Genomic DNA, 22,624 nt, shown 5'->3' with positions numbered 1-22,624 from the left:
GATGTACAGCATCACTGCAAGGCGGATGATCTCGGGACTGGTTTTGAAGTACTTGAAAGAGGCAGGTTTGGTCATGGGCAAAAGCTACGCACTCGCCCTGCCCCGCTCAAGCAAAGTTCTTCTGACAAGACCATGTCAAAAACGCCGATGCCATTTCATTCGGACTTTCCTTGGCTTATTTCACAATTTGATACGAGTTCGGAGATTGTTATGATTGGACCAGTGCATTGAGAAGAAATAGATGGCCTCCCAGCGACGTCACTCACTTACATCACCGGGAGGCGACCAGACACGTCTGGTGGATGCGGCAGCAACAGAGGTAATTAAGATTTGCTACGCACCCCAATACTTGAATCCAAAATGCACCAAATCAAGTATTTTTGCGCGCGCTAAATTTGTTTCTCACTCTCTTGGTGCTTGCTTCCATACTCTACCCTACTGGCCCGCGTTAGAAAACGTGGCCGTGCCGTGCGATTGGTTGGTCACGAGGTTAGTCAGCAGAGTCTAAAATTAGTAGGCAAGGCACCTTTTTTGCTACCTGCGGCTCGACGCACATACGAGATAGTTTGGCAAGGCACATGGGCAGACTAAATCCCCGCGTTGCCTATCATCTCAGGTTAGGGTGGCGCGGGGAACTTTGATCCAACCCGCGATCCGCACCGTAAAATGGATACCCCAAACTGCTTCCCGCGTTGTTCAATTGGTTTCCCTCCGAACAATGCGGGTTTTTTGGGGATTGAGGGGGTAACGAGTTTTCCGTCGCTAGTGGCCGATCGGGTCGGTGAATTCCGGTCCGGTCGGCGTTAGATGATCAAACGCTTGGCTACCGAAATCGTTCCGCAATTCAGGAAAAAACGAAGCCCTTTCCCTTCGGTTTTGAGGCTTGTTTGCAAGAACGGCGTTTACCGCCTATCTTCGCATCCTCATTTTGCGATATTTTTTTTGGGAGCGTATCTATGAAAACTACAACTAAGATTGTTTTTGTTTCGGCTGTTCTCGCATTCGGGGCAACGTTAGGGCACGCCAAGGACAAGAACATTCTGCCGAAAGACAATGCAGAGTTTGTAAACTACGGCGAAGAATCCGGCTGGAACATCTTTGTAGACAAGAGCCGGAATACCTGCCTGATTGAACGGGTCGATGAGAATACAAACGTTGTGCAAATGGGTCTGACCCCAGACAAGGAGTTCGGCTACATAGGGGTCTTCACCAAGGCGGACATTGAGTTCGAAGATGACAAGGTTGAACTGCTCATGGACAACAAGTTGTACTACGGCGATACAACAGCTGCGCCACCCAATCTGGCAGATGGGTATAAGGGTGGCTATTTGTTGGCCAACAACCCCGACTTCGCGGCAGATGTGATGGAGCGCGAAGCCATGATCGTAATGCCGGAGAGCAATTTTGCCTTCGAAGTGAGCCTTGCCGGTACGAAGAAAGCGATTGAAGCGGCGCGTGAATGCAATGCTTCTCTCACCAACTGATTTGTCTCAATTTCTCAAGGCCGCTCACGTTGTGGGCGGCTTTGTTTTGGCAAAGCGGTCTCAAAGACTGAGGAAAGCCGACGTTCAATGCTGTCAAACGCATCGAAACCCGGCTCGCGGCCGGATAATTTATCTGCCCCTGCGCCTGAACACGAAACGGCAAAGATAGAAACGTCTGCGTCGATATAGCAGGGACCCACCCTTGCAACTGTTCAGATAAAACTTGAACCGCTCTTCACCAACGATCCTGATCGCAGCGTCACTGTTGGCTATCAGCCCCTTTGCCCATTCGGCCAGAGTGTATTGGTAGTCTTCCGGGCGGTTTTCCATTGAAACCAGTTCCAGATGCGGATGGGACGCTTCGATCACGTCCGCGATTTCTGGCAGGTCACTTTCGGGGAAAATCTCATGTATCCTATTCATATCACGCTCTGCCGGACCAGCGTCACCCCACGTCATGGTCTGTAGGGAAAACCGGCCATCTCGCGTCATCCACTCGGCACAACGCCGGAACAGTTCCGAGTAAATTCGCAGCCTTTCTTCCCGTGACATACTGGGTTTCACGAAGTGCTCAAAAGCGCCGACGCTGACAATGGACTCGTAGGGCTCTTCAGGTTCATGATGTTCGTAGCTTTGCAGAGCCGCGGTTACGTTGGGCAGGCCTAAAGACCCGATGTAACGATGCTGAAGGGGGCTCAGTGTAAGGCCGTGTGCCGAGGCGGCTCCCAGTCGTTTGACCCCAGCGCTCAGCAGAGTGCCCCAGCCACAACCGATGTCCAGCATGCGGTGCCCCGACGCAACATTCGCGGCACTGAGGTGATAGTTGATTTTTTCGTCCTGCGCTTCGTCCAGTGTCATGCCCGGTCGCGTGAAGCGCGCTGCCGTGTAAGTCATAGATCTGCCGAGCCAAAGCGAAAAAAAATCGGCGGGCATATCGTAGTGAAACTCAATAGCTTCCTGCGACGCCCCGGAGTTTGATTCAGTCATTGGCTGCCCCCGGCTTCAGCGAGTTCAGGCGATCAGCAATGTCTTCGATTCTGTCTTCAAAGTCGAGGAAATCATCAGGTAACAGGACCTGAGATTCGGCCTCAAGATGGTCGATGAGTTCGACGGCGCCAATGGAATCAATCCCCAGAGTAGATACGGTATCCGAACCCGAAATGTGGCCGTTTACAAGATGGTTCGGCAGGACCTTCTCGCTGGCGAGATCGCGCAGAATTGATATCAGCCGATCAACTGTCCAGTCATTCCGGTTTTTCTGGTCCATCAAACCCGTCCTTCCCTAAATAGTTGCGCCGCCTTCTGGCGCATGAGTTTTCCACTGGAGGTGCGCGGTAAACGCCCTCCTATCGCATTTCTGATTACATCGACCTGTAAACCCAGTTCGCCAGCCACTGCAGCGCCCACCCTACGGGCTTGATCATCATCCCAGTTGCGACACTCTACTAGGAGAACAATCTCTTCCCGGTCTGCGCCGGAACGTATGCACGCAAAGGCCACTGCGCGTCCGACGCCGAGGTTCAGCGCATTTTCCGCGACCGCTTCAACCACAGTTGCAGGGAATGCTTCCGCGCCCCGCTTCAACACGTCCTTCGTTCGACCGGTAACATACAATCGACCGCCATCCATGAAACCCAAGTCGCCCGTATCAAACCACGCGTCCGATGCGAATGCTTCAAGCCCGAGGTAGCCTTTCAAAACTGATGGTCCACGGACCTGGATATGCCCCTCATCACCGGCGCCAATCTTGGTTCCGTCTTCGGTTACGATCCGGCACTCCATGTCCGGCAGCACTGGCCCGCAGGAGATGTACCCGTTACTGACAGACCACGTTTCACCAGAAGCACCACAGGAAATGCCTACGACAGTTTCCGCCATCCCATAGGTCGGCTGCACCACCCCTTTGCTTAATCCTGCAGCGGAGTATGCCTCCTCGAAAGCGTCAACCACTGCCGGAAACACCATCTCGCCGCCGATCCATGCATATCGAAGAGCAGTCAGGTCCACATTTTTGACTGTCCGGCGCGTCAATAGTTTCAGCGCTGTGGGCGGAGCCGTTGTAATAGTACCACCATAGTTTGAAATCGTTTCCAGCCACGCGGCCGGGCGACGTACAAAATGTTCAGTTTCCATGAGTACTAGGTTCGCTTTGCGGCTCAATGGAAGCAGAACTGCCATGAGGCCCATATCGTGATAAAGAGGTGCCCAGGACACCATCCGATCTGTCTCTGACAGCTTTGATCTCTGCGCTATTGCGTCCAGGTTGGCCTTAAGTTGCCCAAAGCGAACTACGGCCCCCTTGGCCCCGCCTGTGCTGCCCGAGGTGAATTGGACGAAAGCAATGTCGTCCGGGCTTCGATTTGCCAGAAAACTATTTGGATCTAAGGATAAATCCGATTGGGCGTCGTCTTGCGGCAACTCCAGCGTGTCAACTGTAGCATCCAAGGCCTCGGGCAAGCCTGTGCCCGCCTCCTTGAGCAACAGTCTTGGCTGCAGAACGGACCAGACATCATCCACACGGTGCCGCGACCGTTCAGTCGCAGTCCGACCCGCAAAGGAAGGCAGCACACAAAAAGCCGCGCCGGCGGACCAGCATCCGAACATTGCCGCGATCTGGTCTTCGCCTCGGTGCAACCACATGGCGACGCGATCACCCGGCGATACACCGTTCGACTTCAAAAGCTCCGCGATTAGCGCGGCGCGACGGGCGATGCGTGCCCTCGGAACCGCCACACCATCTGGAGACGATTTTCCAACAAATACAAAATATTCGGGCCAATATATTTTCATATGGAAAATCTCTTTATGCCATTTTCTAAAAGATGATCGAGTCGGAGTCAGCTATCAACTGAAAATGGTGAATCCTGCCGGACTGCTTCTATCGCCCTTCGGGCACACGACCTACAGCGCGGTCGGACTCATCTGTCACCGCATTCAGTGCTTTTTGCAAACTAAGTCGAAGCCTCTCGGTTTCGATGTCGTCTGGAACGCTCGAAACAGCTTCATGCCATTCCTGGCAAAACAAGACGCCGCGAGTCCACAACGCGGGAAACCACATCTTGTCCCAAGTCGGCAGGACGTGGACCCGCCGCGCCGAGTAACTAACCAAAAAAACGCGTTTCGTAGAAGCGCGTGCCCAGGTTACTGGGGCAAGCGAGGCAATCCGGGCTGGGCCTCTAGGGCCATCTGCTGCCACTCCAAGAGATACGCCCTCGCGAATGCCTCGCAAAACCGCCCGCGTCAGCGCGACATGGCGTTGGTGCGAAGACATGCTAATCGTACCCAACCCAAATCGTTTGACGACATTTCCAGCAAGCTGACCAGCTCTTGAAGAGGATGTAAGCGAACAAATTGGTCCAAGCGAAGGGTCAAACAAGTACGGCGACATCATCAGTCGTTGGTGCCAAAGCACGATGATTGCTGGCTCGCCGCTCCGCAATGAGTCTTCGAGGTCTTCAAATCCGATCCTCTCCCACCTTGATGTCGAAAATGCCAGCCAAATCCATGCCGCTACCATTGCTTCGACGCTGCGGTTGAGCCACGGGATGTCTGCAATTTTTCTTTTTTTTCCCATCACTTTTCACCGGCAACCGTTGTGGCTATCTTCGGCAACCGGGTTAATGAAAGCAATAATGAGCTGGAAGATTCTTGTGCTGCGATGAACAAGTCTCTTCAGCAGGCAGGGCCAGCGCGTCGATACTCAGCACAAGGAAGGTTTTTTGGCCATTTGGCAATTTATCTCTCTGCGTCTGATCTGAATACTTCGGTCATTCATGTTATTGCACGTGCTGTTGCCAGAGCAGAGGCGCTTCCGGTTTGGGCTCGATTTAGTAATTCGCGGCTTTCGGTGTAAGCGACTGCTTCGTGAACGGAGTGGCCGTCGGCTCCGTATCGTCCACTGCGCTAGACCTTCGGTATCTGCTGAATATTGATGCAATTCAGTTTAGGAGCAGTCGGTCAGCCCGAAATTTGCGAACGACAGCTGCCTCAAGCCGATTGTCAGAGCAATCGGCAAAGCCTTTGAAAACACCAGATCAGCGCAATTAGTGTAATGCCTGCTTTCGGGACTAGGTTGCAAGTCGAGCTTCTGACTCGTCGAAAGACCGCTTCTAGCCCAAAGCGGAAGTGTCTAGCGATCGTACAAGAAAGCCTGTTCGCACCAAAATAACAGTCGTCAGCAATCCTACGCAGTTTCCGAGGATAGCGCCCATAAATTAATGTCCTCTTCCGCACTGACCTCATCAATCCTGAAGAGTTCCGCGTCGGTAAATTCCATATTTTCGACCGCACCGGCGCAATCCACGATCTGCTCGGGTCGAGAAGCGCCAATAAGTGCAGTCGTTACCCGATCACCCCTCAAGACCCAAGCGAGCGCCATCTGCGCCAATGATTGACCGCGCGATGCCGCTATCTCGTTTAGAGCCCGGACACTCGCCAGTGAACGTTCGTTGATCATACCGTCCAAGAGCGACTTGCCTTGGGTCGCCCGACTGTTCGCAGGAATTTCGTTCAAATACTTCGATGTCAAAATACCCTGTGCAAGAGGCGTGAACGCAATCGATCCGACGCCCATTTCGTCAAGCGTGTCCAATAGCCCGTCGTGTTCAACCCATCGGTTAAGCAGGTTGTAGGAAGGCTGATGGATCAGGCACGGTGTTCCAAGGTCTTTCAAGATGGCAAGCGCTTCGCGCGTTCTTTGCGAGTTGTAGCTTGAAATCCCGACATAGAGTGCGCGCCCGGAGCGCACGATATAGTCCAGAGCGCCCATAGTCTCTTCCAGTGGGGTATCCGGATCAAACCGGTGGGAATAAAAAATATCTGCGTAGTCGAGCCCCATCCGCTTGAGCGACTGGTCACATGAGGCCACAAGATATTTCCGTGATCCCCACTCCCCATAAGGACCTGGCCACATGTCATAGCCAGCCTTGGTTGATATGATGAGTTCGTCCCGATAGCCTGCGAAATCAGTTTTTAAAATTGCGCCGAATGCTTCTTCCGCCGATCCCGGCGGCGGGCCATAATTATTTGCCAAATCAAAGTGTGTAATACCCAAATCAAAGGCAGTCCGGCAAAGCTCGCGCTTTGTCAGTTGCGGCGTATCCCCACCGAAATTGTGCCACAGCCCAAGGCTTATCGCGGGTAGCTTTATGCCAGACTGACCGCAACGGCGATAGACCATTTGCTCATAGCGATCGGGATCAGGAAGATAAGGGTGCGGTCGGGGTTTCGGAGGGCGTTGCACTTTGCTCATCTTTCCATAATCCTAGATCATCACACCTTGTCAATTCAACGAGATCGCAATCAGGCATCAGCAAAGCCTGCTGCAATCACTTCCAACGAACAGAAGTTGCGGCCGAAACTCGGCCGTAGGCCATTTTGACTTCGCTGCGCTCGGCGTGAACGACAGCTGCGCAGACTTTCCTGCCCTTCGTGATGGCCGATTAAACGCCTGCTTTGTAGTGCTTTAGAAACATCGCGACACAATCGTCCAATACGTCTTTCGGCGTGGGGTTCTCACCAAGGAAGAACTCCGGCCAGAAGAAGAAGTTTTTCACCAGAGCCAGAAGCTGGTTCGTCGCCAAGACTGGGTCGGCTTTGCGGAGCACACCCGCATCCATGGCTTCGCTGATCAGCCTCGTTATCGGGTAGTCATGTGTCGCGGTTTCACTGAAGAATTGCCGGGACCGGTCAAGGTCACGGATCAATTCTGAGATAACCATCCGGTTTAATCCGATGCCGGTCTCATCTGTGATCACCCCAATGTAGCGCCACAAGGCTTCGTTCAATTGCTCGACGAAGTCGCGATCCGGATCATAGGGCACTGGCTCCATGCTCCGGTTCTGCTCCAGCATGATCTGTGAGATCGCCTCGAAAAGGGCCTCCTTGCTCTCGAAATGATTGTAGAGCGTGCGACTCGATACGTTCGCTTTTTTGGCGATTGAAGTGGTCTTTGCCCCCAGAAACCCCTGCTCTTTGAACTCATCGATGGCCGCGTCAATGATATCTTTTCTTTTCTTTTCAGTGCGTTTCACGGTTTCTACCTCAAAAAGTAAAAAGATGTGTTTATAAACACCATCTCCCCACCATAAGTAAACACAACAATTTACTTTAGCAAGGCGCAAAGCTGCCTGACCCCGAAAGGACCAAGACCATGACGACCCAACATCTGACCGCAGGCAAAAACGAAGTCACCTTCAAATCCTTTGGCGTGGATTTGGCAGGCGATCTCTACCTGCCCCAAGGCTTTGATGAGACCAAGACCTACAAGGCCATCGTGGGCGCCAGCCCGTTCCCTCAGGTCAAAGATCAGATCCCGGCCACCTACGGGCCGGAAATGGCCGCGCGGGGTTTCATATACCTCGGTTTCGACTACCTCGGCATGGGCTCATCCCCTGCGCTGCCCGGGGAGCACAAGCAATCCCGCTACATGTTTCGCTTAATCGAAAACACCTGGGACGCCGTGTCCTACCTCGGCACACTCCCGTTCGTTGACGAGATTTACGGTCTGGGCGTATGCCAGGGCGGCTCAATCATCGCGTCAGCAGCTGTGACCGACCATCGGATCAAGAAAATTGCTATGGTGTCGGGCATGATGGCGGCTGACGGTTTCCAATGGACCGACCGCGATATGGTCAACCAGCAGATCGCAGCCTCGAACGCCTCGATGCAGAAGATGTATGAAACAGGCGAACCGGATTATGTCGCTCCCTTTGGCCTCAATGATGAGCAATCCCGGGAGGACTTTGTCGGATCGGGCGTTAATCCGATGGCTGGTGAATCCTACGACTATTACGGTCGCGATGGTGCCAAAGGCCCGGTCGCGGTTCCGACCTACACGAATATGCATATCGGCGATCAGGGAATGCAGTCTCTGATCTCTATCGGAGAAGCTTATGCCGACAAGATCGTGCAGCCGTCCCTGACCATCTACAGCAGCACGGCCTTTACCGCGCCATGCTCCACCCAGTTTGTTGAGAAGCTGACGAACGACCACGAGGAACTTGCGTTTGACGAGTTCTCCCATGTGGACTTCTACTACAAGCCCGAGGCTGTGAAGGCATCAACCGATGCTGTTGCTAAGTTCTTCAATAGATGAAGTGATGAGGCAGAGGTCATACAATGGTCTCTGCCTCCTTGCCGACAAGCGGAAGTTAGCTCGAGGTTCGGCAATGGCCGCTACGGACTCGAAGCGGTCGATCGCTGCAACTTACATGAATGTCTGCTTCGCGGACAAATCCGACCTCGGTACTTCCAATTCTTTGGGGTGCTCCGACGCCTTATTCACTCTTGGAAGGGAATGCTTGTATAAGCTCCGACCTCGTCATTTCCTGTGCGTTCGTTGAATGCTCTGATCATTTCGTTTGTAGCTTTGGCCGCTTCGCGGTCCATGCTCTCGAGATCAAATTCGGAGAACGGGAACTCTGCAGCTGAGTCAGGCGGTTGCTTGGGCATTTGTACTGGTGCCGGGAAAGACTCTTCATTGGGCACTCCTTGACGAGTACGAATATTATCTTTGGTTACATTCCAGGTCATGAAATCAGCCGCCAAGTCCAATGGCCCATCATATGTCTCTCGGATTGCTGAATAGACGGCCAGCGCAATGTCATGATCGTTTTGGAAGTGGTAGCAAACCGCCAATCTTGGTTCCGTTTCGGACATAATCTTACCGAATGCTTGCGCGGAAGTGTGCCCTTGAGAACCAACAAAAATTGCTTCGGAAGGGGCAAACCCATATTTCTCGATCATGAAATCTGGAGGGGTGAAGCACTCATGAATTGCAAGGTCCGCACCTACCGCATGCTCTCTCCACCATCGCGTAGGTAACGTGTCGGATGAAAAAGCAAACTTCAGACCGTTCCATTCAAGTAGAAAACTAACTGATTGTTCACCATGTATGGCCGGCAGGGTTCTGACCTGAACACCGTTTTCGTCAAAAATGACGTTATTCACGATTTTCCAATCGAATTCGTTAACCTCAAGTTGCAGCCCTCTAGGGTCGACCGCCGCCCCACGAGTCGCTTCTTCCCATGCCCACATTTTCTTCATGTGATCTGCCCAAGACTTTGTTCCCCACTCAGGCTTGATGCCTTCGGGCCCCCAAAGGCGAACAGGCGTTAGACGGTTGTTTACGGGACCGGTGAAGTAAAAGGCTGGAAAATCGCCAGCATGATCTAGGTGCAGGTGACCCAAGAAGACTTTATCCAGCTGATCCAGTGGAATCCCAAGCGCCATGATCCTTTCATAGGATCCCTCTCCCATATCGAAGATAAACTTTTCGCCATTTCCCAATTCAACCAAGAAACATGCCGCAGCTTGTTTCAGACGCGGCTGAGGCATACCGGTGCCACAGGCGACAACTCGCATTTCGTCAGGACCCAGAGCCTCGGTTCCTGGATAATAAACAGTTTGGTTAGGAAACGGCTCCGTCCTCGACCATTGGGATGGATCATTGCTCTGCGCGACCACAGTGTTTGCCGAAGCCAAAAAAACCGTAGATATGAACGCCAAAATACAGTTTTTATTTTGCGCGGAAAAAGCCATTGCAATTGCCTCCGATCAGGGTCAACTGGAATTTTCAACAGTCTGAAGCCGATTCATAATAGGATCGCAGATTTTGAATGCGTCTGGCAAGGTTTCAAGAAATTGCCGGATTTGCGGCATGGTTTTCTTTTGATTTTATTTGCTGCTTTGGGCTCAGAGCAGGCTTCGCTGCAACGGGAACCAATGACAGCAACGCGGACAAAGCCGCCTTTCGTGCCGATGTTGTCAAACACAGCAAACGACCCATTCCTGATGTCACCACGTTGGGGCTCGGCCAACCTGTGGAGGCATTCTTGACGATTGCCTCCGGCGGATAGGCAAAGATAACAGGTTTGGCCGTCATTTCTGGCGAGGATCTGGGCTTCGTCATAACGCACCACCTGACAAGGATCTGTTCATAATCATTGGTGCGCCGATAGCAGCCAATCCTATCCTGCGTTGGTCCAAACCTCGGGGTTGATCATGTGAATGGGAGCGCCTTCAGCATAGGCGTTCACCTGATCGAAAATGTCCGAGAATTGCAGGTCGAACTCATCTTCGGTCACAAAGCCGATATGCGGCGTCGCGATCAGATTTGGATGCGATAGCAAAGGGTCCTTAGGGTCAGTGAGCGGCTCGGTATCAAAGACATCAATTGCAGCCTTGCCCGGGCGTCCGGAAATCAACGCGTTCAACAAAGCACTCGGAGCGATTAACCCGGCCCGAGAGGTGTTCACAAACAACGCTCCAGGTTGCATCTGCGCGAAATCCGGCGCGGTGATGATGCCGTGTGTGTTTGGCTTCAGGCGAACATGGACTGAGACAACATCACTTTGAGCAAAGAACGCTTCGCGGTTTGCGGCGACCTGAACGCCATCTGCATGCGCTCTCGCCCGACCTTCGTCCGAGGACCACCAGACCACATTCATCCCGAACGCCTCGGCGTAGCCAGCAACAGCGCGGGCGATACGGCCATATCCATACAGCCCCAGTTTCCTCCCCTTCAGGGTCTTACCAACTCCGGCCTGCCAATGCCCGGTTTTGACCGAGGCCATCTGCGCAGGCAAATCGCGCATCCCCGCCATGATCAGCGCCCATGTCAGTTCGGCTGCGGCATATGAAGGCGTGCCGCCATGCATGTTCGAACACAGCAGCACTCCGTTATCCGAGCATGCCTGCACGTCGACATGCGGGTATACGCTGCGCTGACTGACCAATTTCAGGTTCGGGAGTTTTTCAACCAAATCGCGGGTGATCTTGGTTCGTTCGCGAAACAACACCAACGCCTCAGCCTCCTGCAAGCGTTCAGCCAATTTGCTGGTATCCTCGACATGATCTGTCCAGACCTTCACGTTATGGCCAGATAGCTTTTCAAAACAGGGCAGGCCCTGCAGTGTGTCAAACCAATCATCCAGAATGTGAACTTTCATCGACTTCCTATACCCTACTCGGTGCTCAGTTTTCTTGGCGTCGGCACAGAATGACGCGTGTCGAGTGCTTCGAGCGCATTGCGAACCCGTTCGCGTTGATCCAGCAAATGGTTGAATTGCTCATCACACCCGGCAATCGGTATTGGGTATTCCGCGATGTCCCTCCGCAGAGCCGACTGCGCCAGCCTGAGCTCCTGACGCGCGATATCAAGGCATTCAGAATAGTCGTCCATCGGGATATCCTCAAAATGTATACTATTGTATACTAAATGAGAGATGCCATTTCAACTGCCGTTCCACTCAGATTCCGGTACATAAACATGACCATCCGCCAATTTGCGCGCAGTCCTCACCAGACCAACAGAATTTACGTTGAACTCCCCGTCGTTCGAGAAGTTCACCAGAACGTCAATCTTGCCTGAGGCGTGCTCCAACACAACTTCAGCCGGACTTGAAACTGGGCGATCAAGCAGCCCGTCGGCAACGGTTCCCTGCGTCAAAGCGCAGGATGCCATGCATTGCGCACCCGTAACGGCCATTGTTGGGTGGGTTTTCCATGGCATGAAATACCGAACCGCAAGGGTTCCACCCTCTCTGGCGGGTGCCATCAGGCCGAATTTGGGAGTTACAGATTTCGATACGTCCCCCATACCCATCAGTTCCCCAGCTTCGATCCGTACTGCCTCCATCCGGTCAAAGAAAGCCCGGTTAGCATTCAGCTCTTCGGCGCTTTCGTACCCTGTCAGTCCGAAATCCGCTGCCCGGGCTATGGCCATCGGCATAGCGACATCCATGCAAGTCAGCTCGATCCCCTGCACTGTATCGCGCAAATTTCCTGTTGGTAGAAATGAACCTGTCGCCGAGCCCACAACGCCCATAAAGCTCAGTTGCACGGGTGCAGAATGACCGGGAACCCCCGCGATTTCCGCATCGCCCTCGTAGACCAACTCTCCGCCTGGGGTCTGTACTTTTGCAACGACACGGGCACCCGTATTTACAGCGCGAATGCGGATTTCGGTCTCATCGCCGTTGGGCTGAAGCAATCCCATTTCGATCGCAGCTGGACCAACTCCCGAGAGGATGTTTCCGCAGGTGGGCTTAAAATCGACCAGCTTCTCATCAACAGAAACCTGTGCGAAGAAATAGTCGATATCTGCCCAGTCGTCCTCGCTGACTGAAAGCATCGCCACTTTGGTCGTCACTGCGTTACCACCACCGATCCCGTCGATGTTGAGCGCTTGTCCAGCCCCGAGGGCAGCAACCAGCACATCAGCCAGCTTGTCCCTATCTTCAGGAAGATCAGAACGCCGAAAATAAGGTCCTCGGGAAGTGCCGCCGCGCATGAAGACATATGGGATTGCTGTCTGGGTCATTGCGAACCCTCCTTTACAAACCTTTGAAATTTCTGATTTCAGTGCCGCCCGGCCCGCCTAATTGACCGGCCGGGCAAACGTTGAGCGCCTACTTTAGCGGCCATGGCAGGTTCACCATGTCTTGCAGCAGACCCGGCGGGAAATCCCGGTTCAGGGCACCAGCCATAAAGCAAATGAAACCGATGCCGCAGGCCGTCAGGAGCAACGTCATCTGCCAGCTGGTCCCGGCGCGAATGCGGAAGAATGCGATCAGGAACCCGATCAGGGCGAGGATGAACCCCACAACCCAGGTGGCCGCGATCAGACTTGCGAACCACGCGAGCGTTGACCAAAGTCCATGTGGCGCGCTTGCATCCTCGCCGGCAATTTCCTTGTCGGCAAAGATTGCATCCCCCTCGGGTCGCCGCATCATCTGGATCAACAGAATGACGCAGCAGAACAGCGACACGCTGCCGATCACCAGCGGGATGATCTTGTCGGTCATGTTGTAGTCAGGGATCATGTTGGCATTGACCAAAGCCACGATCAGATAGGCCATGATCACCAGCAGAAAGATCAGCGGCGCGCGCTTGCTGCCGGATTTGACCTCACCTTCGGCCATGATCATCTTGGCTTGACGAATGCCTAGAATGACCGAAACCACGGTGACCACGATCAGTATGATAACGATCGGGCTGAAAACATACTCCATGCCTTCGCCAAAGCTCTTGCGGAAGCGGAAAGAGGCAATCTGGAACGCCTGGTTGGTGAATTTTTCAACCGGGTTCGACAGCACGAACCCAATAAGAAAGGCCGGGCGCGACCAGTCGAAACGGCGCAGGAAAATGCCGATCAGACCGATGACGAACAGGGCCAGCAGGTCTTCGAAGTTTTGGCCGGACTGGAATGCCGCGAAGCTGATCAGCATGAACAGAAACGGCGCCAGATAAGTGAAGCGGATTGTCGTCAGTTTGGCGATCCCGCCCGAGGCGGCGATACATAGGATGGTGCCCACCACGTTGGCGAGAGCCAGCAGCCAGACAATCGAATAGGTGATGTCGAGATTATCCTTGAGCATGCTAGGACCAACCTCGATATCGCCGGATCCCAACAGTGCAACAGCGCCGATAAAGATCGCCATCGAACCCGAGCCGGGGATACCAAACAGCAGCGTTGGCACCAGACCGCCGCCTTCCTTGGCGTTGTTCGAGCTTTCCGGCCCGATTACACCACGCACTTCGCCCTTGCCGAAGTTGCTTTTGTCCTTGGTGGATTGAACCGAATGACCATAGGCAATCCAGTCTACCACCGAGCCTCCGAGGCCGGGGATGACACCAACAACCACGCCAATGATAGAACAGCGGACCGACAACCAGATGTTCGCAGCCCAGTCTTTGACACCGTCAAGCCAACCCGCGCCCAGTGAGGCGCCCTTAGCAATGGATCGGTCTTGTCGCAACAGCGAGACGATTTCGGGTACCGCAAAGATACCCAAGCCAACGATGACTAACTTCAGACCATCCGTCAGATAGGGAATGTCATAGGTCGCCATACGCAGCGATCCGCCAGCGTCCGCTTCGCCAATCGTACCAACCATCAGGCCCAGCCCAGCGGCGGCAACGCCCTTTAGCGGGATACGTCCGGCTAGGATGGCAACCATAGACAAGCCAAGAATGGTGATCATCAGCATCTCGGGCAGACCGAATGCCAGAACAATGGGCCGCGCGGCCAGGATGAACATGGTCAGGAAGGTTGCACCGACCAGACCGCCAAACAGCGATGACGCAAAGGCTGCAGACAGCGCCCGCGCGGCTTCGCCCTTTTTCGCCATCGGAAAGCCGTCCAGCACGGTCGCTTGCGAGGCGGAACTCCCGGGGATGCCCATGAGAACTGATGCGAAGGTGTCAGAGGTCGGAACAACGGCAACCATCCCGATCATCAACGCCAATCCAAGGATCGGGTCCATGCCGAACATGAAAGGCAGCAACAAGGACAGACCAGCAATACCGCCAAGTCCGGGGAAAACACCTACTGCCAGTCCCATAACGACACCGAGAACAAGATACCCCAAAACGATGGGTTGCAGGATCAGACCCCACGCGTCACTGAGAGCAGGAAGAGCTGTGGCGAAAACCTCCATAGCGGCCGCCTTTCATTCAATTCTTTTAGGGATCAAATGCGCGCGCCCATTGCTGTGGGCACGCGCTGTGATTGTTCGGCTTAGTTCAACTCAACACCGTAGGCTTCTTTAAGCCAGTTCAGAACGTAGGCTTTGGCGTTGTCGTCGACGTTTGTCGCGGTTTGAAGCGCCGACTTGGAGCCGTCACCTACGAACACCGGGTATTTGCCCACGCGCTTCGACGAGATGTCGGCAAAGTCGCCACGCTCGGTTACAGCCTGGAACGCTGCGGTGTATGCGTCGACCACTTCTTGAGGTGTATCACCCGGCAGGAAGGCCAGCTTTTGAACCGGGAAACCGGCTACAAAGAACGCCTTCCATGCATCCCATGCCTCACCGCTGGTTTCACAACCATCGGTGGCTTCGCATACTTCTTTGAATGTCGGGATGTCCGGGAATGTTGGGTCACGGACGATGTTGCCGTCTGCATCCAGAGCACCCCAGGTCATCATCGGCACAGCCTGACCGGATTCAACCAGCGGGGCCGATCCGCCCAGATAGCCGGACGAGGTCTGATAGTCGATATTAGCCTCGCCGCGCTCGAACATCAGACGACCGTCTCCGCGTCCCTTGATGCCGAAGACAGGCTCGACATTCATGCCAAGCATTTGCCAGGCCAGCAGAGGCACAAGGTCAAGACGTGTTGCACCCTGCGAACCGTAGATGAAGTTGGTGTCTTTCAGCGCATTGGCAGAGCCATCAAACTTCGTGCCATCCTCTGCGTTCAGATAGGCGACACCACCGGTTCCGGATGCCATAACAGGAATCCAGTCGTTGTATTCGTAGCGCACGCGCGGATCCCTCAGCAGATACGGGAACTGAGTTGAACCGGAGGTGCCAAACAAGAGCGTGCCATCATCATGGCTCTGCTCCTGGAACCAGTTTGCGCCTTTGGTCGAACCAGCGCCCGGCATAAATTTCACGACCACTGTCGGTTGACCCGGTAGAGCTTCGGACAGAAGCGGCGCAAAGAAGTTGGCCCATTTGGCAGACCCGCCGGTTTCCGAGAACGGGATGACCCATTCCACAGTCTTACCCGAGAAATCAACCTCGGCTGCGGCAGGTGCGGCGATACCGGCGGCGGCGATCAGCCCCACGACGGCGCGACGGGTGAAGTTGGAAATGGTCATTGGTTCCTCCCTGTTGACCAGACAACCACGTCAACGCCCTCCGCGCTACCGTGATCGCAAATAGAACTGTGGGGTTGATTCCCCCTCCCATCTGGCAATCATGGAGTGCCAACCTTGCGCGAAACTTGCAGGAGACCCGATGCGGATCGTCATCGTCGAAGACAACGAGACCCTCGCCAAAGCTATTGCCTATCGCCTACGTGACCGGGGTCATGCAGCAGAAGTGCTTTTGGATGGCGATGAGGCTGACTTGTATCTTGCGCAAGAGGGCGCAGACTTAGTTGTTCTGGACATCAATTTGCCCGGACAGTCGGGACTGGAGATCCTGAAGTCTCTTCGCAATCGTGGTGACGGCGTACCGGTGATCTTGCTTACGGCACGTGCCGAAACAAGCGACCGGGTTTCGGGGTTGGATATGGGCGCCGATGACTATCTGGTTAAGCCATTCGAAATGGACGAGTTGGAAGCACGTATCCGGGCGCTTTCCCGACGCAAAGAGCTCGACTACGGGGCAAAAGAGAGCATCGGTGGCCTGGAATTCGACCGCGCTGCCCGACAGGTTACTGTACAGGGCAAGGTTATGGATATTCCGCGGCGGGAAATCGCGGTGCTTGAGTGCCTGTTGGAACGCAGGGGCAGAATTGTTCCCAAAAGCCAACTAACGGATTACGTCTACGGCGTGGGTGCCGATGTCGAGGCCTCAGCCGTCGAGCCTCATGTATCGCGGCTGAGAAAACGTCTTCAAGATCTCGGTATTAGGATTAAGACAGCCCGAGGTCTGGGGTATCTGCTTGAGGTGCAGAAGTGATCAAACACGGCTCGCTCAGGTTAAGACTTTTCATTCTTATCCTAACCCCCTTGGTGTTAATTGCCGCTCTGCTTGGTCTTTGGCGCTTTATGATTGCGCAAAATACGGCTCAGGAATTGTTCGACGACAGCCTGCTATCTGCAGGTCTCGCAATATCGCGAGATGTTGCGATTTCGGGAGGTGATGCGCTGTCACCAACGACACGCAGCATGATCCGTGACGCATCAGGCGGAGAGATTTTTTACCACGTAACGGGCCCCGGCGGCATCTATGTGACAGGCTATGCCTACCCCCCTGCCGCCACCAACCCGTCTGATCAAGAGGTGTACAAGCCCCAGTTTTTCGAAGCGCTCTACCGCCAAGAACCAGTGCGCGTTCTTAAGATGACAGAACGCGTGACCATTGAAAATCTAATCGGAGATGCGACGGTTACAGTCTGGCAACGTATGGCGGATCGCAACGCTTTCGCGAATGAATTGTCAATCCGCGCAGGAATTCTAATGGGAATTCTGCTGGCCACCCTCGCCATTGTGGTGTGGTTCGGCGTCGCTCGTGGCCTTAGGCCCTTGCTGGATTTGCAGGACGCAATTGACCTGCGTTCACCGGATGACCTCAGTGAGATTAAGCGCCCTGTCCCAGTCGAAGTTCAAGGAGTTGTCAGAACCCTGAACCGGCTTTTTGGGCAGGTGGAAAACAGTATCAAAGCCCATCAAGTGTTCATATCCGAAGCTGCACATCAGCTGCGGAATCCAGCGGCCGCCGTGCAATCGATGGCCGAAGCGCTGCAGGACGCAAAAACGGATGACGACCGAGAAAAACGCATCTCAGAGCTCGTTGCGGCGGCAAAAAACTCCGCAACGGTTGCCGAACAGCTTTTGTCACTCGAGAGGCTCAGACAGCCAACGCATCAAGACCAAATGGATAAAATTGACTTCCGCTCGGTCGTGGAAGAGGCCTGCGCCGAGATGGGAGTCCACATCCTCGCAAAGGGTATCGAGTTTGATGTCACGATGCCTGAGAGGGCGGTCACTGTATTCGGCGATCGGGTCTTTCTGATTGAGGCTCTAAAGAACCTTTTGGACAACGCAGTCAAACACGGTCGCCCAAAGTTAAGCCAAATCTCAGTTGTGCTGCGGTGTGACAGCAAATTCGTCAACCTAACTGTGGCGGATGACGGATCTGGCCTTTCGCCAGACCAAAGCGAAGTGGCATTCAATCGGTTTTCTCAGTTGGAGTATTCCGAGGGCAGCGGATTGGGGTTATCAATCGTCTCTGCAGTGGCGCAGCGCCACGGAGGAATTGTCGAAATCAACCAAGTCGAAAGAGGAGCGAGCATTACGCTTGAGCTCCCCATAGTCCTGTAATCTGTTTCTAATTCCCCTCGGAACCCGAAACCAGTCAGTGTTAACGCGAGTTTTTCGATTGCCGCGAAAGTCAGTTTTTCGCCCTGAGCGACGAACGCAGCGCTTATCATCTATATCTATGTCGTCTTTGGGCTTGGTGCTGACCTTCGCGTGATTATCGCGAGCGACCGCTATGCGGACCAAGCGGTCGCTCACTCGTTTGATTTTCGCCCGGATCTGTATTCTGGAAGTTTGGCCAAGGCCGATTTCAACGCGTCACCCCATCCATCGGAAATAATGCGAAAGTACCGGTCATCGGATTCGAATCTTGACCGCATACCGCCATCAAGGCTGTCTTCATCGTAGAGAAGCAGGTCAAGCGGAGCCCCGACAGACAGATTGGCCTTAATCGTGGAGTCAAAACTGACAAGCAAGAGTTTTACGGTTTCCGGAAAACTCATTTCCGGATCATAGGCTCGCACCAGAATAGGGCGACCATACTTTGTCTCACCGATCTGAAAGAACGGAGTGTCGTCGCCGGCCTCGATAAAATTGCCTTCAGGGTAGATCAAAAACAGGCGAGACGGGCCGCCCTTGATCTGGCCTCCAACAATGAGTGTCGCGTGAAAAGCGCTGTCAGCTTGCTGACCAGACCGGGCATGCTCTTCGATGACGTCGTTCAGCGTAGACGCGACCAGTTGCGCAACTTGAAACATTGTCGGTGCTTCTAAGATCGATGGTGAACGATCTGCCGGCGCTTTTGTTCGTTCTTCCAGAAGGCTTATCGTGGCCTGCGTAGTGGCCAAGTTTCCGGCCGTTAGGATAGTGATCGACCGGTCCCCTTCGACTGTCCAATTGAACATCTTGTTGAAGGTTGAAACATTGTCCACGCCTGCATTCGTGCGCGTATCGGACATGAACACCAGCCCGCGATTCAGCCGCATGCCCACAGCATAGGTCATCAAATTCTCCGTTACTGCTGTGCGACTTGCAACTGCACTGTCAATTGCTCGCCCGCTGTCCCAATTCTATTCCCTATTACCGGTGCGGCTTGGGCATAGTCCAGCCCGGTTGCGACGCGTACGTATCGATCGTCGGGTGAAATCCCATTTGAAACGTCAAACCCCACCCAGCCAAGCCTGTCCAAATGCACTTCGGCCCAGGCATGGGTCGCGTCCTGCAGCTCTGTTTCGTTCATCATCAAATAGCCCGAAACGTAGCGTGCTGGCACTCCGAGCTGTCGCGCGCAGGTAATGAAGATGTGCGCGTGGTCCTGACACACACCGCGCTCGGCCTTGAGGGCATCTTCTGCGCTCCAGCCCGGGTGCGAACTTCCAATTTCGTACGAGACCTGAGCTCGAATTTTTTCGGACAGAGCATGCATCTGCTTCAGCGGATCGCTGTTGGGCAACGCGATTATCAGCTCTGCAACTCCTTTCCCTGGCGATGTCTGCGGAGTGCCTCTTTTGAACAGCCACAAGGGCGTCGACCCTTCGTGACGCCCCAGAACACCGTGCGTGTCTTTCACTTCAACAACGCCTTCGGAGATCAACGAGATGCTTTGAGTGTTTGCTTCGAAACTGATCAATTCCACCGTGTTGCGGTGATAGTCTTCAAATGTAAGCTCTTTGCGCCCGCCGGTGATCTGGGTACTCCAACTTACAATGCTCTGATTTCGAAATGACTTTGGTGTTTTTCGAAGCTGTTGCAGTCCGAAAGGAACCGGCGCGTCGAAATCGTATCGTGTCTCGTGTCGAATGTGCAGTTTCATTGGCTACTCGTAGAACCTATAATCAATCTCGATCTGACGGCTTAAGTTGCCGAGATCGGTCAGAAAATCCTGAATGTACTCATGCAGACCGAATTCAAAGATATCGGAAATTTTCTGATCCAGGTATTTCTGGTAGAGAGCATTTGATGCCTCGCACGAAGGCCCGGCAAAGCCGTAGTCTTTCTTTAGGTAAGACAGGTTCTCTTGAATTTTTCTGCAGCAAAAGTGAAGGCTGCGCGGCATTCGCTGATCCAGGATCAAAAATTGGGCAATATCAGACGGCCGGGTTTTCTCACCATGGGTCATTCGATACCCACCACCAGCGCCAACAGAACGCAGGATGCTTTCCCATTGGATGTTGTCTAGCGACGAGCCGACCGAGAAGGCTGTGGGCAGAAGAACGTAGTACTTCACGTCCAAAATGCGCCCGGTATTGTCGGCCCTTTCGACAAACGTCCCGATGCGGGTGAAATCGAAAATGTCGTTGCGCAGCATAGTCCCCAATGTGGCACCACGGACCAGAGCCGCCTGTTGGCGAATGAGTTCCAAGGTCGCTGGCAAATCCCTCTCATTCACGCGCCGCTTCATCGCCTCATCGATCTGCATCCAGGTGGAGTTCACCGCACTCCAGACATCGTGGGTCAGCGCGGTCCGAACAAGGCGCGCGTTGTCTCGGGCTTGCTTGATGACCGACTTGATCGAGGATGGGTTATCAGCGTCGCGAAGCACCCAATCGACCGCATTGTCTTTTGAAATCTCGTCGTACTTGGCGTGGTACCCATCCAGAACCCCGGCCGTTTTCAGAACCGAACCCCATTCCTCGGCAGAATTCTTTGTACGGGTCAACGCCATTCTCTGACCTGTTTCAAGCAGCCTCGCCGTATTTTCCGCTCGCTCAAGATACCGGGACATCCAGAACAACCCGCCAGCAGTTTTTCCCAGCATGGTCAGTCCTCCAGAACCCAGGTGTCTTTGGTCCCGCCACCTTGGCTTGAGTTCACGACGAGAGATCCCTTCTTAAGCGCCACACGGGTCAAACCGCCGGGTGTGATCTTGATCCCTTCGGGCGATACCAAGACGAACGGCCTTAGGTCAACATGTCTGGGCGCAAGTCCCGAGCGAGCGAAGATCGGAACCGTCGAAAGCGAAAGAGTCGGCTGAGCAATGTAGTTCCCGGGCCGCGATTTGAGCTTGTCGCGGAACACCGAAATCTCTTTCTTGCTGGCGGTCGGTCCGATCAACATTCCGTAGCCGCCAGACCCGTGTACTTCTTTCACAACAAGCTCGGACAAGTTGTCCAGCACGTAGGAGAGAGAGGCGGGATCACTGCAGCGCCAGGTCGGGACGTTTTGCAGCAAGGGCTTCTCACCCGTGTAGAATTCAACGATTTCAGGCATGTAGGAATAGATCGCCTTATCGTCGGCAATACCGGTCCCTGGCGCGTTGGCGATCGTGATGCCTCCTGCGCGGTAAACGTCCAGGATGCCCGGAACGCCCAAGGCGCTATCGGGGTTGAAATTCAGGGGGTCCAGAAAGTCGTCATCTACCCGGCGGTAAAGTACGTCGATGGGCTTATAGCCCCTGGTGGTGCGCATGCAGACGCGCCCATCGACAACGCGTAGGTCGTGGCCTTCGACCAACTCCACAGCCATCTGATCTGCGAGGAACGCATGTTCGTAATAGGCCGAGTTATAGATCCCCGGGGTTAATACCGCGACGCTTGGTTCTCCGTCGGCGCAAGCCGGCGCGCAGGCAGCAAGAGATCGTCTCAGATTGCGAGGGTAGTCCGAAACATTCCGAACATTAGTCGCGCTGAAGAGCTCGGGGAACATCTTTAGCATCGTTTCCCGGTTCTCCAGCATATAGCTAACCCCGGATGGCGTACGGGCGTTGTCCTCCAGAACGAAAAACTCGTCCGGTCCGGTTCGTACCAGATCGACCCCAACAATGTGTGTATAGACCTGACCAGGGGGCGAGACGCCAAGCATCTGCGGCAGGAACGCTTCGTTCCCGGCAATCATCTTAGCGGGTACGCGTCCGGCACGCACGATTTCTTGGCGGTGATAGATATCGTGGAGAAAGGCGTTGATTGCCCGAACCCGTTGTTCAATACCGCGTTCCAGCCGCTGCCATTCTCGTGCTGAAATGACACGCGGTACGATATCAAATGGGATTAGGCGTTCCTCAGCCTCGGCTTTTCCGTAAACGTTAAAAGTGATGCCCGTTAGCCTAAAGACTTCTTCGGCTTCGCGCTGTTTCGCCCTCAGTCGCGATACGTCTTCAGCATTGAACCAGCGGCCGATCTCTTGGTATGGACCTCTGAGTGATCCATCGCCGTTGAACATTTCATCAAAACACTCACTCATGCTTTAAGTTTTACGCATAGATCAGATTTTTCAAGTCATTCAGGCTTGGTTGGAAGCTGCCTTTGGAAGGAGCGTCTAATTTTCAGGCTAACTGGATCTGGATAATGTGATGATCTTAACAACATGCCGTTTTTTTGTTTTTTTTGTTGAAGTCACATTCAATGTGTCCGTTGTCAGAAGATTTGGGGCGTGACGGAACAAGAAGCTGGCTTCCAGTGGGATTTTTGATCCAACTGGGTGC

General features: G+C 54.0%; 21 protein-coding genes and 1 pseudogene. 5 read left to right on the top strand and 17 right to left on the bottom strand.

Annotation, left to right across the window (positions count from 1 at the left end):
- Nucleotides 1-75 (bottom strand): annotated as a pseudogene (locus ACR0J8_RS22340) (IS6 family transposase); the annotation flags it as partial.
- Between the two features lie 881 nt (nt 76-956).
- On the opposite strand from ACR0J8_RS22340, the gene ACR0J8_RS22335 reads away from it, so the two are divergent.
- Entirely contained in the window at nt 957-1,484 is a 528-nt protein-coding gene (locus ACR0J8_RS22335) for a hypothetical protein (protein ID WP_480892391.1), read from the top strand.
- 129 nt (nt 1,485-1,613) lie between these two features.
- On the opposite strand, the gene ACR0J8_RS22330 is transcribed toward ACR0J8_RS22335, so the two are convergent.
- The 6 genes from ACR0J8_RS22330 to ACR0J8_RS22305 all read right to left on the bottom strand — a co-directional run bounded on the left by ACR0J8_RS22330 (nt 1,614) and on the right by ACR0J8_RS22305 (nt 7,516).
- A complete protein-coding gene (locus tag ACR0J8_RS22330) occupies nt 1,614-2,471 on the bottom strand; it encodes a class I SAM-dependent methyltransferase (protein ID WP_480527128.1) in 858 nt (285 codons plus the stop codon).
- Nucleotides 2,464-2,751, bottom strand: a complete 288-nt coding sequence (locus tag ACR0J8_RS22325; RefSeq protein WP_170682848.1) for an acyl carrier protein — start codon at nt 2,749-2,751, stop codon at nt 2,464-2,466. The genes ACR0J8_RS22330 and ACR0J8_RS22325 overlap by 8 nt, the downstream gene beginning before the upstream one ends.
- The gene (locus tag ACR0J8_RS22320) at nt 2,751-4,274 is read right to left on the bottom strand and encodes an AMP-binding protein (protein WP_480527126.1); all 1,524 of its coding nucleotides are present in this window, start codon (nt 4,272-4,274) and stop codon (nt 2,751-2,753) included. The genes ACR0J8_RS22325 and ACR0J8_RS22320 overlap by 1 nt, the downstream gene beginning before the upstream one ends.
- Before the next feature lie 88 nt (nt 4,275-4,362).
- On the bottom strand, nt 4,363-5,058 hold the full coding sequence (locus ACR0J8_RS22315) for a DUF374 domain-containing protein (protein ID WP_170617391.1): 696 nt from the start codon (nt 5,056-5,058) through the stop codon (nt 4,363-4,365).
- A 609-nt stretch (nt 5,059-5,667) separates the two neighbouring features.
- Nucleotides 5,668-6,735, bottom strand: a complete 1,068-nt coding sequence (gene mgrA, locus ACR0J8_RS22310) for an L-glyceraldehyde 3-phosphate reductase (protein WP_480527123.1) — start codon at nt 6,733-6,735, stop codon at nt 5,668-5,670.
- A 190-nt stretch (nt 6,736-6,925) separates the two neighbouring features.
- Nucleotides 6,926-7,516 (bottom strand): TetR/AcrR family transcriptional regulator, encoded by a 591-nt coding sequence (locus ACR0J8_RS22305; RefSeq protein WP_480892386.1) that lies wholly within the window; start codon nt 7,514-7,516, stop codon nt 6,926-6,928.
- A gap of 119 nt (nt 7,517-7,635) precedes the next feature.
- Between ACR0J8_RS22305 and ACR0J8_RS22300 the strand changes: the two genes are divergently transcribed.
- Complete coding sequence (locus tag ACR0J8_RS22300) at nt 7,636-8,580, top strand: alpha/beta hydrolase (protein WP_480527119.1); 945 nt, start codon at nt 7,636-7,638, stop codon at nt 8,578-8,580.
- Nucleotides 8,581-8,765: 185 nt separating this feature from the next.
- Here ACR0J8_RS22300 and gntH read toward each other — a convergent pair whose 3' ends face one another.
- The gene (gntH, locus tag ACR0J8_RS22295) at nt 8,766-10,025 is read right to left on the bottom strand and encodes a guanitoxin biosynthesis MBL fold metallo-hydrolase GntH (protein ID WP_480892384.1); all 1,260 of its coding nucleotides are present in this window, start codon (nt 10,023-10,025) and stop codon (nt 8,766-8,768) included.
- A 77-nt stretch (nt 10,026-10,102) separates the two neighbouring features.
- On the opposite strand from gntH, the gene ACR0J8_RS22290 reads away from it, so the two are divergent.
- Nucleotides 10,103-10,342 (top strand): hypothetical protein, encoded by a 240-nt coding sequence (locus tag ACR0J8_RS22290; protein ID WP_480527116.1) that lies wholly within the window; start codon nt 10,103-10,105, stop codon nt 10,340-10,342.
- 111 nt (nt 10,343-10,453) lie between these two features.
- On the opposite strand, the gene ACR0J8_RS22285 is transcribed toward ACR0J8_RS22290, so the two are convergent.
- The 5 genes from ACR0J8_RS22285 to ACR0J8_RS22265 all read right to left on the bottom strand — a co-directional run bounded on the left by ACR0J8_RS22285 (nt 10,454) and on the right by ACR0J8_RS22265 (nt 16,095).
- The gene (locus ACR0J8_RS22285) at nt 10,454-11,434 is read right to left on the bottom strand and encodes a D-2-hydroxyacid dehydrogenase family protein (protein WP_480527114.1); all 981 of its coding nucleotides are present in this window, start codon (nt 11,432-11,434) and stop codon (nt 10,454-10,456) included.
- Between the two features lie 14 nt (nt 11,435-11,448).
- On the bottom strand, nt 11,449-11,667 hold the full coding sequence (locus ACR0J8_RS22280; RefSeq protein WP_480527112.1) for a hypothetical protein: 219 nt from the start codon (nt 11,665-11,667) through the stop codon (nt 11,449-11,451).
- A gap of 51 nt (nt 11,668-11,718) precedes the next feature.
- Nucleotides 11,719-12,807 carry a 4-oxalomesaconate tautomerase gene (locus ACR0J8_RS22275; protein WP_480527110.1) on the bottom strand — a complete coding sequence of 363 codons (1,089 nt, stop codon included), beginning with the start codon at nt 12,805-12,807 and terminating at the stop codon, nt 11,719-11,721.
- An 88-nt stretch (nt 12,808-12,895) separates the two neighbouring features.
- On the bottom strand, nt 12,896-14,926 hold the full coding sequence (locus ACR0J8_RS22270; RefSeq protein ID WP_480527109.1) for a tripartite tricarboxylate transporter permease: 2,031 nt from the start codon (nt 14,924-14,926) through the stop codon (nt 12,896-12,898).
- A gap of 80 nt (nt 14,927-15,006) precedes the next feature.
- Nucleotides 15,007-16,095: a tricarboxylate transporter gene (locus tag ACR0J8_RS22265; protein ID WP_480527107.1), complete on the bottom strand. Its 1,089-nt coding sequence runs from the start codon at nt 16,093-16,095 to the stop codon at nt 15,007-15,009.
- A gap of 139 nt (nt 16,096-16,234) precedes the next feature.
- Between ACR0J8_RS22265 and ACR0J8_RS22260 the strand changes: the two genes are divergently transcribed.
- Together ACR0J8_RS22260 and ACR0J8_RS22255 are read left to right on the top strand one after the other, a co-directional pair.
- Nucleotides 16,235-16,903, top strand: coding sequence for a response regulator transcription factor (locus ACR0J8_RS22260; protein WP_480527105.1), 669 nt, complete (start codon nt 16,235-16,237; stop codon nt 16,901-16,903).
- Complete coding sequence (locus ACR0J8_RS22255; RefSeq protein ID WP_480527103.1) at nt 16,900-18,267, top strand: sensor histidine kinase; 1,368 nt, start codon at nt 16,900-16,902, stop codon at nt 18,265-18,267. The genes ACR0J8_RS22260 and ACR0J8_RS22255 overlap by 4 nt, the downstream gene beginning before the upstream one ends.
- A 191-nt stretch (nt 18,268-18,458) precedes the next feature.
- On the opposite strand, the gene ACR0J8_RS22250 is transcribed toward ACR0J8_RS22255, so the two are convergent.
- Genes ACR0J8_RS22250 through ACR0J8_RS22235 form a run of 4 tightly spaced genes read right to left on the bottom strand, consistent with a single transcriptional unit; the run spans nt 18,459 to nt 22,383 of the window.
- Nucleotides 18,459-19,208 (bottom strand): proteasome-type protease, encoded by a 750-nt coding sequence (locus ACR0J8_RS22250; protein WP_170681398.1) that lies wholly within the window; start codon nt 19,206-19,208, stop codon nt 18,459-18,461.
- Nucleotides 19,209-19,219: 11 nt separating this feature from the next.
- A complete protein-coding gene (locus ACR0J8_RS22245) occupies nt 19,220-20,017 on the bottom strand; it encodes a transglutaminase family protein (RefSeq protein ID WP_480527102.1) in 798 nt (265 codons plus the stop codon).
- Between the two features lie 3 nt (nt 20,018-20,020).
- Nucleotides 20,021-20,962, bottom strand: a complete 942-nt coding sequence (locus tag ACR0J8_RS22240) for an alpha-E domain-containing protein (RefSeq protein WP_480892377.1) — start codon at nt 20,960-20,962, stop codon at nt 20,021-20,023.
- A 2-nt stretch (nt 20,963-20,964) separates the two neighbouring features.
- Nucleotides 20,965-22,383: a circularly permuted type 2 ATP-grasp protein gene (locus tag ACR0J8_RS22235; RefSeq protein WP_480527100.1), complete on the bottom strand. Its 1,419-nt coding sequence runs from the start codon at nt 22,381-22,383 to the stop codon at nt 20,965-20,967.
- Between the last annotated feature and the right edge of the window lie 241 nt (nt 22,384-22,624).

The organism is Ruegeria sp. N11 (genome assembly GCF_056531525.1).
Note: the sequence above shows the minus strand (reverse complement) of the source record. Positions and strands in the feature narration are given on the sequence as shown.

Excerpts from the sequence above, each read along its gene's own strand:
- ACR0J8_RS22240 (WP_480892377.1), bottom strand. The coding sequence starts at position 20,962 with ATGCTGGGAAAAACTGCTGGCGGGTTGTTCTGGATGTCCCGGTATCTT.
- ACR0J8_RS22290 (WP_480527116.1), top strand. The coding sequence starts at position 10,103 with ATGCGTCTGGCAAGGTTTCAAGAAATTGCCGGATTTGCGGCATGGTTT.
- ACR0J8_RS22300 (WP_480527119.1), top strand. The coding sequence starts at position 7,636 with ATGACGACCCAACATCTGACCGCAGGCAAAAACGAAGTCACCTTCAAA.
- ACR0J8_RS22270 (WP_480527109.1), bottom strand. The coding sequence starts at position 14,926 with ATGGAGGTTTTCGCCACAGCTCTTCCTGCTCTCAGTGACGCGTGGGGT.
- ACR0J8_RS22330 (WP_480527128.1), bottom strand. The coding sequence starts at position 2,471 with ATGACTGAATCAAACTCCGGGGCGTCGCAGGAAGCTATTGAGTTTCAC.
- gntH (WP_480892384.1), bottom strand. The coding sequence starts at position 10,025 with ATGGCTTTTTCCGCGCAAAATAAAAACTGTATTTTGGCGTTCATATCT.
- ACR0J8_RS22275 (WP_480527110.1), bottom strand. The coding sequence starts at position 12,807 with ATGACCCAGACAGCAATCCCATATGTCTTCATGCGCGGCGGCACTTCC.
- ACR0J8_RS22315 (WP_170617391.1), bottom strand. The coding sequence starts at position 5,058 with ATGGGAAAAAAAAGAAAAATTGCAGACATCCCGTGGCTCAACCGCAGC.
- ACR0J8_RS22245 (WP_480527102.1), bottom strand. The coding sequence starts at position 20,017 with ATGAAACTGCACATTCGACACGAGACACGATACGATTTCGACGCGCCG.
- ACR0J8_RS22325 (WP_170682848.1), bottom strand. The coding sequence starts at position 2,751 with ATGGACCAGAAAAACCGGAATGACTGGACAGTTGATCGGCTGATATCA.
- ACR0J8_RS22285 (WP_480527114.1), bottom strand. The coding sequence starts at position 11,434 with ATGAAAGTTCACATTCTGGATGATTGGTTTGACACACTGCAGGGCCTG.
- ACR0J8_RS22335 (WP_480892391.1), top strand. The coding sequence starts at position 957 with ATGAAAACTACAACTAAGATTGTTTTTGTTTCGGCTGTTCTCGCATTC.
- mgrA (WP_480527123.1), bottom strand. The coding sequence starts at position 6,735 with ATGAGCAAAGTGCAACGCCCTCCGAAACCCCGACCGCACCCTTATCTT.
- ACR0J8_RS22260 (WP_480527105.1), top strand. The coding sequence starts at position 16,235 with ATGCGGATCGTCATCGTCGAAGACAACGAGACCCTCGCCAAAGCTATT.
- ACR0J8_RS22265 (WP_480527107.1), bottom strand. The coding sequence starts at position 16,095 with ATGACCATTTCCAACTTCACCCGTCGCGCCGTCGTGGGGCTGATCGCC.
- ACR0J8_RS22235 (WP_480527100.1), bottom strand. The coding sequence starts at position 22,383 with ATGAGTGAGTGTTTTGATGAAATGTTCAACGGCGATGGATCACTCAGA.
- ACR0J8_RS22280 (WP_480527112.1), bottom strand. The coding sequence starts at position 11,667 with ATGGACGACTATTCTGAATGCCTTGATATCGCGCGTCAGGAGCTCAGG.
- ACR0J8_RS22250 (WP_170681398.1), bottom strand. The coding sequence starts at position 19,208 with ATGACCTATGCTGTGGGCATGCGGCTGAATCGCGGGCTGGTGTTCATG.
- ACR0J8_RS22320 (WP_480527126.1), bottom strand. The coding sequence starts at position 4,274 with ATGAAAATATATTGGCCCGAATATTTTGTATTTGTTGGAAAATCGTCT.